The following is a 3,282-nucleotide window of genomic DNA, read 5'->3' as shown; positions in this document are numbered from 1 at the left end:
GTGAAAGGTGAAAGGTGAAAGGTGAAAGGTGAAAGGTGAAAGGTGAAAGGTGAAAGGTGAAAGGTGAAAGGTGAAAGGTGAAAGGTGAAAGGTGAAAGGTGAAAGGTGAAAGGTGAAAGGTGAAAGGTGAAATCGGCGCTTGACAAGTATTCGAAATCCTGCATCATTTCACTATTCACTATTCACTATTCACTATTCACTATTCACTATTCACTGTCTCGGTGAAAATGGAAGTTATTTTGCCGTTGCCGGCTTATGGGGCTACAATTATTGGAACGAATTTTGATCTATGATGGGTATGCTGGATATTAAAAATCTATGCTGATATAACGAACAAAGCCGCTAATACACCATAGAATAAGCATTAATTTGACGCTTATGACCTTAATATGTGCTCACTAAATCAATAGCTTGGCAAACTGGGTGCTCAACTTTTCACGCTTGTGAATAAATTCACTATAATTCTTTGTTTTGAAACCGGCTATCGGCAATCGATATGATCAGGATTTTCCGTCATTATATTTCTAGCGCGTTTTTATGGTTGCTCGTTTTTGAAGCAGTCATGTTTTATTTCGCGATGTACCTGGGCAGTCAGGTACGTTTTCTTTATCAGCCTTCTTGGTATTCGGAATCCGATATTGTTAATGCTAGTCTGATTTTCGCGGCTATTTTTACGTTATGCAATATCTCGCTGGGATTGTATCGGCGAAATTTGGGCATCCACGAATACGATTTATTGGCGCGCGTCAGCTTTAGTTTCGGCGTCGGCATCTTTGTCGTGGTTTCGATTTATTACCTTTTTCCCAATTTTTTAATCGCGCGGAGCGTATTGAGCGTTTCTATCGTGTTTGCCTTTTTAGGCATGATGCTGATTCGGTATTTTTTTTATCGCTATGCAAAAATCGATAGGATTAAAAAACAAGTGTTGGTCGTCGGTAGCGGCAATAAGGCAAAAGAATTGGTCGAATTGAACTCCGGATATCTGCATAAGTCTTTCAATATTGCCGGTTTCGCGGCTTTGCCCGGTGAATTGTGTTGCATCGATGAAGCGCTGTTGATCAAGCAAGATAAGTCGCTTAACGAGGTTGCTCAAGATTTGAATATCGATGAGATCGTTTTAGCGATCGATGATAGACGTCGCGGTATGCCGTTGACCACTTTGCTCGATTGTAAAATGTCGGGTTTCGATGTGATCGACTTAGTGACTTTTTACGAACGTGAGCAAGGACTTATCTCCCTTACTAATGTTTATCCGAGTTGGTTTCTATTTTCGGATGGTTTTGCGGTCAGCGGGTTAAGGTCAATAGGCAAAAGATTCTTCGATATTGTGGTCAGTTTGATTTTATTGGCGGTGGCCTGGCCCATTATGCTGATAACTTCGGTCGCGATTTTGATCGAAAGCGGAATCAAGGCGCCGATTTTTTATCGGCAAGTCCGAGTCGGCGAAAATAATCGCAATTTCGAAGTCATTAAATTCCGCAGTATGGTCGTCGATGCCGAAAAGAACGGTGCGCAATTCGCTCAAGAAAAGGATAATAGGATTACTAAAGTCGGCGCATTTATTAGAAAGTGCCGTATTGACGAATTGCCGCAAATATTTAATGTTTTAACAGGCAATATGAGTTTCGTCGGCCCAAGGCCCGAGCGGCCCGAATTCGTCGAAGGGTTTGTCGAACGGATCGATTATTATGCCGAACGGCATCGTGTTAAGCCGGGCATTACCGGTTGGGCGCAGATATCTTATCAATACGGAGCTAGCGAAGGCGATACGATCAGGAAACTTGAATACGATCTTTATTACGTCAAAAATTACAGTTTATTTTTAGATATCAGCATCATTCTACATACGATTGAAATTGTCGTTTGGGGGAAGGGGGCTAGGTGAGAATTTATATTGAAAGATGAAAGATGAAAGATGAAAGATGAATGGTAAGGAACGAGCATGAAATAACTTCGACAAATGCTGAAGGGGGGTTCGATGGCTCGATTGACAGGCGTCGGCGGCAGGGATAGCCGCCGTCGAGCCTACATGGATGTATTCACGGCGTCCTGTCAAGCGAGTCGCCGAACCTCCACAGTGCCTAAAACTTGTAGAAGTAAATTTGTGCATATTCCTAAGGAGTTTGGAGAAGGTTGATTTGAATAAAAAATGTATTTTAGTGACCGGCGGTGCCGGCTATATCGGTAGTCATACTTGTGTTGAGTTGCTTCTGGCCGGTTTTGAAGTTGTCGTAGTCGATAATTTATCGAACAGTAAATTGGAAGCGTTGCACCGAGTCGAATCAATTACCGGTAAACCCCTTGCGTTTTATCAAGTCGATATTAGAGATCGAAGCGGAATGGACCGGGTTTTCAATGAGTACAACATTGATGCGGTGATTCATTTTGCCGGACTCAAGGCGGTTGGGGAGTCATGCAGTAAACCTCTAGAGTATTACCACAATAATATTTACGGTACTTTGGTATTGACCGAAGCGATGGCGGAGGCCGGAGTCAAGAATCTCGTATTCAGCTCTTCAGCGACGGTCTACGGCGATCCGCATAAAGTGCCTATCGAAGAAAGCTTCCCGTTGTCGGCGACTAATCCGTACGGAAGAACCAAATTGTTTATCGAAGATATATTGAGGGATTTATCGGCTGCGGATCGGTTGCAGGATTCCGGGGCAGCACCTTGGAAAATTGCTTTGTTGCGGTATTTTAATCCGATAGGCGCGCATGAAAGCGGCCTGATCGGTGAGGACCCTAATGGCATACCGAATAATCTCATGCCCTATATTGCGCAAGTGGCGATCGGTAAATTGACGGAGTTGTCGGTATTCGGTAACGATTACCCAACGCATGATGGTACTGGCGTTAGGGATTATATCCATGTTGTCGATTTGGCGAAAGGTCACTTGAAAGCGCTTGAAGCCTTGTTTGCCTGCCCTGCCGATCAAGCCGCTTGCACGGCGTTCAACTTGGGGACCGGGAAAGGTTACAGCGTGCTCGATATGGTCCAAGCTTTTGAGCGGGTTACCGGTCAAAAGGTGCCTTATAAAATCGTTCCAAGACGTGCCGGCGATATAGCAGAATGCTATGCCGATCCGGCTTTTGCGCAACAGCAACTCGGATGGTATAGCGAAAAAAATTTGCAAGACATGGTTACAGATACTTGGCGCTGGCAAAGCCGAAATCCGCAGGGGTATGCTTAATCAATTCGTTTCCTGAATAACAAGATGCTTCAGCTCACCGAAGCCAAGTGTCCGAGCAGGGGCTAGTCGTAGTCGCAAAAACTAAAATATG

2 protein-coding genes are annotated in these 3,282 nt (G+C 44.2%); both read left to right on the top strand.

Annotation, left to right across the window (positions count from 1 at the left end; all coding sequences use genetic code 11):
* Positions 1 to 496 precede the first annotated feature (496 nt).
* Positions 497 to 1,885, top strand: a complete 1,389-nt coding sequence (locus ACRJJO_RS21855) for a TIGR03013 family XrtA/PEP-CTERM system glycosyltransferase (RefSeq protein WP_431067670.1) — start codon at positions 497 to 499, stop codon at positions 1,883 to 1,885.
* A gap of 253 nt (positions 1,886 to 2,138) precedes the next feature.
* Positions 2,139 to 3,191: a UDP-glucose 4-epimerase GalE gene (gene galE, locus ACRJJO_RS21850; protein WP_431067669.1), complete on the top strand. Its 1,053-nt coding sequence runs from the start codon at positions 2,139 to 2,141 to the stop codon at positions 3,189 to 3,191.
* Positions 3,192 to 3,282: the final 91 nt, after the last annotated feature.

It is taken from the genome of Methylotuvimicrobium sp., from assembly GCF_050611805.1.
Classification (GTDB): domain Bacteria; phylum Pseudomonadota; class Gammaproteobacteria; order Methylococcales; family Methylomonadaceae; genus Methylotuvimicrobium.
The sequence above is the reverse complement of the archived record's forward strand: the minus strand, read 5'-3'. Positions and strand labels throughout refer to the sequence as shown.

What these genes read in the sequence shown, in the direction of transcription:
- ACRJJO_RS21855 (WP_431067670.1), top strand. Translation starts at nt 497, where the DNA reads ATGATCAGGATTTTCCGTCATTATATTTCTAGCGCGTTTTTATGGTTG.